This window comes from Actinacidiphila acidipaludis (assembly GCF_019890725.1).
Taxonomy (GTDB): Bacteria; Actinomycetota; Actinomycetes; order Streptomycetales; family Streptomycetaceae; genus Actinacidiphila; species Actinacidiphila acidipaludis.
Map to the genome: position 1 here is coordinate 67,331 of NZ_JAINZZ010000036.1, position 6,419 is coordinate 73,749.

Here is a 6,419-nt window from a genome sequence, read left to right on the forward strand (position 1 = left end):
CCGGGGCGGTGGCCGCGATCAGCCGCGGGCGGCGTCGACCGCCTGGGCCTTCAGGGCGCGCTCCACACCGGCGCGGGCCTCGGTGACCAGGCGGCGCAGGGCCGGGACCGGCTCGTGCTCGGCCACCCACGCGTCCGTCGCGTCCAGCGTGGCCTGCGACACCTGCAGCGCCGGGTACAGGCCGACCACGACCTGCTGGGCCATCTCGTAGCTGCGCGAATCCCAGACGTCCTTGATCGCGGCGAAGTACCGCTCGGTGTAGGGGGCGAGCAGTGCGCGCTGGTCGGCCTGGGTGAAGCCGCCGATCGCCGCCTCCTGCACGGCGTTCGGCAGCTTGTCGCTCTCCACCACCGAGGCCCACACCTCGGCCTTGGCGTCCTCGGTCGGGCGGGCCGCCCGGGCCGCGGCCGCGTGCTGCTCGCCGGCCGACGTGGGGTCGCGGACGAGTTCGGCCTCGATGGCGTCCTCGCCGGCGCGTCCGGTCGCCGCGAGGCGGGACAGCAGCGCCCACCGCAGGTCGGTGTCCACGTCCAGCCCGGCGAACTCCCGGGTGCCGTCGAGCAGCCCCTGCAGCACGTCGAGCTGCTCGGGGGTGCGGGCGGTGGCCGCGAACGCGCGGACCCAGGCGAGCTGGTGGTCGCTGCCGGGCGCGGCGGCGGTCAGGTGCTCCAGCGTGGCGTCGGTCCACCGGGCCAGGCCGGTGTCGCGCCACGCCGGGTCCGCGTAGACCTCGAGGGCGAGCTTGACCTGGCGGTGCAGCGACTGCACCACGCCGATGTCGGTCTCCTTGGCGATGCCGTGCAGCACCAGCTCCAGGTAGTCGCGGGTGGCCAGCTCGCCGTCCCGCGTCATGTCCCAGGCCGAGGCCCACACCAGGGCGCGCGGCAGCGACTCGGTGAAGTCGCCGAGGTGGTCGCGGACGGTGGCCAGCGACTGCTCGTCCAGCCGGACCTTGGCGTACGACAGGTCGTCGTCGTTGAGCAGGATCACGTCCGGGCGGCGCTTCCCGGTGAGCTCCGGCACGTCGGTCAGTTCGCCGTCCACGTCCAGCTCGACGCGCTGCGAGCGCACCAGACGGCCGTCCTGGAGGTCGTAGGCGCCGATCGCGATCCGGTGCGGCCGCAGCACGGCCTCGCCCTTGGCGCCGGCCGGCAGCGCCGGGGCCTCCTGGCGGACCGCGAAGGACGTGAGCACGCCGTCGGCGTCCACGGTGATCTCCGGGCGCAGCACGTTGATGCCCGCGGTCTCCAGCCAGGCCTTCGACCAGGTCTTCAGGTCGCGGCCGGAGGTCTCCTCCAGGGCGCCGAGCAGGTCGCTGAGCCGGGTGTTGCCCCAGGCGTGGCGCTTGAAGTAGGCCTGCACACCGGCGAAGAACTCGTCCATGCCCACGTACGCCACGAGCTGCTTGAGCACCGAGGCGCCCTTGGCGTAGGTGATGCCGTCGAAGTTGACCAGGACGTCGTCGAGGTCGCGGATCTCCGCCATGATCGGGTGCGTCGACGGGAGCTGGTCCTGCCGGTAGGCCCACGTCTTCATGGAGTTGGCGAAGGTCGTCCAGGCGTGCGGCCACTTCGAGCCGGGCGCGTGCGCCTGGCAGGCGATCGAGGTGTAGGTGGCGAACGACTCGTTGAGCCAGAGGTCGTTCCACCACTCCATGGTGACCAGGTCGCCGAACCACATGTGGGCCAGCTCGTGCAGGATCGTCTCGGCGCGCACCTCGTAGGCGGCGTCGGTCACCTTGGAGCGGAACACGTACTGGTCGCGGATGGTCACCGCGCCCGCGTTCTCCATCGCGCCGGCGTTGAACTCCGGCACGAAGAGCTGGTCGTACTTGCCGAACGGGTACGCGAAGTCGAACTTCTCGTGGAACCAGTCGAAGCCCTGCCGGGTGACGGCGAAGATCGCCTCGGCGTCCAGGTGCTCGGCCAGCGACGGGCGGCAGTAGATGCCCAGCGGCACGCTGCGGCCCTCGCCCTCCCAACTGCTGTGCACCGAGGTGTAGGGGCCGGCGATCAGCGCGGTGATGTAGGAGGAGATGCGCGGGGTGGGCGCGAAGACCCACACGCCGTCGGCCGGCGTCTCGGGCGTCGGCGAGTTGGAGATGACCGTCCAGCCCGCGGGCGCCGTGACGGTGAAGGCGAAGGTGGCCTTCAGGTCGGGCTGCTCGAAGCTCGCGAAGACCCGGCGGGCGTCGGGCACCTCGAACTGCGTGTACAGGTACGCCTGCTTGTCCACGGGGTCGACGAAGCGGTGCAGGCCCTCGCCGGTGTTGGTGTAGGCGCAGTCGGCGACGACCTTCAGCTCGCTGCGGCCGGCCGGCAGGTCGCGCAGCGCGATCCGGGAGTCCGCGAAGACCTCCGCCGGGTCCAGCGCGGTGCCGTTGAGCACCACCTCGTGCACGGTGGGGGCGACGAGGTCGATGAAGGTGGACCCCGCCTCGCGCGCCTCGAAGGTCACGGTGGTCACGGAACGGAACGTGCCGCCGTCCTGGGCGCCACTGAGGTCCAGCTCGATCGCGTAAGCGTCCACGGTGAGCAGGCGCGCACGCTCCTGCGCCTCCTCACGCGTGAGGTTCGTTCCAGCCACGGTGGCCCACTCCTTCTCGCTAGGTGAGACGGCCATCCTCGCACGCCCCGCACCCACGCCGCGGATCCCCTGTGGACAACGGCGCGTGCCCTTGTCCCCCGGCGTTTCCCGAGCTCGGCGCGCTGCCCTGCGGGCCCCTCAGCTCCCCGCGGTCCGCGGGTCGTGGGTGGTGAAGACGCAGCCGGAGTCGGCGGTGACGAACATCGAGGCCGTGCCCTTGGTGCTGCCGACCGCGACCCACCAGGAGGAGTGCGGATCCCTGGCACCGGCCCGCGGGTTCTGCGGGTCGGGCAGGTCGGGCCGGTACCCCTCCCGCGTGAAGTGCGCCCGCGCGGCGTCCAGGACGTCCTGGGTCCGGTCCTGGGGGACCGTCAGCCGCACCGTGTAGGTGTACTGGTAGCGGTGCTGCCCGGGGGTCTCCGTGCCGCACTTCCGCCATGCGCCGTCGCCGGCCGGGACGTCCTTCGCGCCGGTGACCGGGCGGATCGCGTCAAGGGCCTGCCGGGTGAGCGTGTCCGCCTTCTGCTCCACGGAGGAGGGCGGCACACCGTCGCCGTTCACCGCGCCTCCGCATCCGGCCGCCGCCACCGCCAGCAGGACCGCGGCCGCGGCGCCTTTCCCCGTTTGCTCACCTTTGCTCATACTTCCCTTCGGTCGAAGAGTTCGGTCGCGGCCCGGACGGCGTTCCGGCTGCTGTCCTCCAGGTCCGCGCCGAGGTCCTTCATGTCGTGCGCCGCGCCGGCCGCATCCCCGTGCAGCAGGTTCCCTCCGGCGCCCAGTACGTCGTTCTGCGCCTGCCCGAAGGCGTGCAGCGAGTCCCCGGCGTCCTCCAGCGGTGCGCCCCAGCGCCCTCCCACCTTATGGCCGAGGTTCTGCAGGGCGGCCCCGCCGATGTCCGGCACGGCCGCGGTGGGTATCGCCAGGTCGGCGAGGTTCGGCAGGGCGCCGATCTTGTCCTCGTGCGGCATCGCGGTGACCTTGTCCGGGTGCCCGGTGACGATGGCCGTCATGTTGTCCAGGGACGGCCCCGGGTCCCAGTACTCGCTGTGGGCGTGTGCGACGGAACTGCCGTCGCCGGAGTCGAAGGTACGGCCGCCGAACACCGTGGACGTGGGGTCGTTGCCGAACCGGACGCTGTGGTCGTCGAGCCAGTCCAGCGGGTCCAGCGGCGCGGAGATCTCGGGCACCGGGTCGAACTTCGCCTTGCTGGCCCACACATGGTCAGGATCGAGGCCCAACTGGGCCGCGGTGGCAGCGGTCACGCCCGGCGATCCGACGAAGATCGCCTCGTCGGCCTTCATGCCGGCGTGTGCGAAGGCGTCGCCGACGACCGTCGAGCCGTAGCTGTGCCCGATGACCGTGAGGTGGCCCGGACCCTGGTGCCCGGCGGCGAGGGAGTTGACGAACGCGGCGAGTCTCGGGGCGCCGGCGTCGGCGAACGACCGTGCCGCGGGGCCGGGCACCGACCAGGTCGGCGCGTCGTAGCCGAGCCAGTAGATGGACGCGGTGGAGCCCGGCTGCAGGCTGTTCGCCGAGGTGTAGAGGGTGAGCGCGCGGTCGAGGTCTCCGGCGGCGCCGTCCAGGCTCGCTCCCGTGCCGGGCACGTAGACGGCCGTGTCGGCGGCGAGGTCGGGATTGCCGTAGGAGACGGCGGCATGACCGCGGCCGAGGTCGTCGAAGCCGAGCAGGAACACGTCCGACCGGTAGGCCCGGTCGCTCGGGTCGGTCAGGTGCTGCCAGAGGTCCTTGAGCCGCTGCGGGCAGTCCGGCCGCTGCACCGCGGCCTCGAGCCGTAGCCGGTTGAACCGGTCGGCCACGTCGGCGGGCAGACCAAGGGTCACGTCGATGCCGGCGCCGGTGTACTCGCGGGCCACCGCGGCCTGTTCGCCGGGGCTGAGGCCCTTCCACCACAGGGCCCGCAGCGCCGGGTCGGCCGGCATCGGGCCGCCGATCCGGCCGGACTCGGCGGTGAGCAGCGCGGCCGCCTGCGCGTCGTCGGTGCTCTGGCCGTACCAGCCGGTGGTGCCGGCCGGCAGGTGCAGCAGGGCGTCCACCTCGCGGGCGAGCGCGCGGGCCGAGGTCAGGCAGCGCTCCTGTAACTGCTCCGCCAGGGTGCGGATTTGGGTCAGCTGCGTCTGCGCTTCGGGGGCGGGTACGCGGCGGCGCTGCTCGTCCAGTCGGGCCGCGCGGGCCTCCAGGCCGGCTGCCTCCTTCTGGAACTCCCGCAGTTCGCCCGCCCATCGGGTGAGCAGGTCCGCGTTCTGCTCGTAGGAGGCACGGAGTTTGCCGAGCAGAACGCGGTGGGCCGCGAGTTTCGTGCGGAAGGCCTGGGCGGCCCGGCCCTGCCAGCGGCTCTGCACCTCGTCGGTGGCGTCCAGCCGCAGTGCCGCCTCGGTGGAGAGGAAGGCCGCGTCCTGCCACCGCGCGGCGAGAGCGGTGACACCGGCGGGGTCGCCGGGGCACGGGTCGAAGCCCAGCGTCGGATAGGAGGACGCGCCGCTCATGACCGCCGCCCCCTCAGTCCGCGCGCCGCTGGGCGCTGTCCGCGATGCGGTGGTCGGTACCGCGCAGGGTGGGCACGACCTGCTCGGCCTCCGTGTGCCGGTCGGAGATGCCGGCGCCGAGCCTCATGAGGTCCCCGCTGCGGGTGCTGGTGAAGGTACGTTCCGCCTCGGTCAGCGGGGCGGCGCCCACACAGCTCACATCCATGCGCTGCAGCGAGGCGCGGAGGGCCTCCAGGTCGCTCAGCGCGGTGGCGAGGGCGCCGCACAGCGCCTGCATGTCCGCCTCGGTGACGACCAGATCCCCCACGGCCCCGTCCCTCTGCTGCCCACCCGGCCCATACCGGTGTCCGGCGACTGACGACAGTAGCCGCGCCTCCCCCACGGCGCGAGGCCTCTCCCCGATTCGGCCGGTCATGTGCCGCCCGCCCGCACGCACGGACGGTGCACGAGGACCGAGGAGGACTCGGCACCACGCTCGTGGGTACCGCGTGCGCGCCGGCCGACACGAAGCACCGGTGGTTCCGTCCTTCAGAACATCGGCCATTCGATGGGAGGCTACTGGGGCAGGCCGATCAAGGATGCCGGTGACTCCCCGCACGATTTCTGGCAGGCCCAGAGCAACGTCGTCCGCGCGGGCAGCGACCTCCTGACCGGCGATCTCGACGGTGACCGACCTCTTCGATTGATGGGATCCATGCGCACGCGTCAGCACATGATCACGACCATTGCGGTCGCGGCCACACTGGCCGCCTCCGGGTGCGGGAGCACAGTCGAGCACGGTGACGTCTCCCCCGCCTCGGTCGAGCAGAAGGCCCGCGCCCTCACCCGGCAGACCCTCGACGCGATCCACCCCGTGATCGGCTCCGCCGCCACCTCCGTCGGCCGAAGCACCTGGCAGAAGTGCCCGACCGAAACCCCCGGCCAGCACCGCTTTCTCTATACCTACCGGCTGAACCTGGACATATCCGCGACACGGTCCGCGGCCGTGATGAAGGCGGCCAAGGACCACTTCACCAAGGCGGGCTACGTACTGGACCCGCCCGACGACACGGGCCGCCGCGCGGGGGCGACACTGCCGAGGTCGACGTGGACCGTACGCCTCGGCGTGAAGGACGGCACGACGACCGTCATCGCGGCCGGATCCGACTGCGTCTTCACCACCCACGACCCGCCGGCCACGGGCACCTCGTCGTAGCCGGCCCGGCCGTCGCCTCCCCAGCCACCACGCCCAGCCGCCACCCGCCCGGCCACCACGCCCAGCCACCACGCCCAGCCACCACCCGCTCCGGCGCAGCACGGGGCGCCGATCGCCCCCGACCGGCGAATGCG

Annotated in this window: 5 protein-coding genes; 1 reads left to right on the plus strand and 4 read right to left on the minus strand. The window is 72.6% G+C overall.

Going from position 1 to position 6,419, the window contains the following annotated elements:
* Window positions 1-18: 18 nt before the first annotated feature.
* The 4 genes from pepN to K7862_RS24590 all read right to left on the minus strand — a co-directional run bounded on the left by pepN (window position 19) and on the right by K7862_RS24590 (window position 5,397).
* Window positions 19-2,586: an aminopeptidase N gene (gene pepN, locus K7862_RS24575; protein WP_222966154.1), complete on the minus strand. Its 2,568-nt coding sequence runs from the start codon at window positions 2,584-2,586 to the stop codon at window positions 19-21.
* A 138-nt stretch (window positions 2,587-2,724) separates the two neighbouring features.
* Window positions 2,725-3,228, minus strand: a complete 504-nt coding sequence (locus K7862_RS24580) for a hypothetical protein (RefSeq protein ID WP_222966156.1) — start codon at window positions 3,226-3,228, stop codon at window positions 2,725-2,727.
* Window positions 3,225-5,090, minus strand: a complete 1,866-nt coding sequence (locus K7862_RS24585; protein ID WP_222966158.1) for an alpha/beta hydrolase — start codon at window positions 5,088-5,090, stop codon at window positions 3,225-3,227. Before K7862_RS24585 ends, K7862_RS24580 begins: the two co-directional genes overlap by 4 nt.
* A 13-nt stretch (window positions 5,091-5,103) precedes the next feature.
* The gene (locus K7862_RS24590) at window positions 5,104-5,397 is read right to left on the minus strand and encodes a hypothetical protein (RefSeq protein WP_222966160.1); all 294 of its coding nucleotides are present in this window, start codon (window positions 5,395-5,397) and stop codon (window positions 5,104-5,106) included.
* Window positions 5,398-5,637: 240 nt separating this feature from the next.
* Here K7862_RS24590 and K7862_RS24595 point away from each other — a divergent pair, with 240 nt between their 5' ends.
* The gene (locus K7862_RS24595; protein ID WP_222966161.1) at window positions 5,638-6,285 is read left to right on the plus strand and encodes a hypothetical protein; all 648 of its coding nucleotides are present in this window, start codon (window positions 5,638-5,640) and stop codon (window positions 6,283-6,285) included.
* Window positions 6,286-6,419: the final 134 nt, after the last annotated feature.

Coding starts and splice junctions, on each gene's coding strand:
- K7862_RS24580 (WP_222966156.1), bottom strand. CDS start 3,228: ATGAGCAAAGGTGAGCAAACGGGGAAAGGCGCCGCGGCCGCGGTCCTG.
- K7862_RS24595 (WP_222966161.1), top strand. CDS start 5,638: ATGGGAGGCTACTGGGGCAGGCCGATCAAGGATGCCGGTGACTCCCCG.
- K7862_RS24585 (WP_222966158.1), bottom strand. CDS start 5,090: ATGAGCGGCGCGTCCTCCTATCCGACGCTGGGCTTCGACCCGTGCCCC.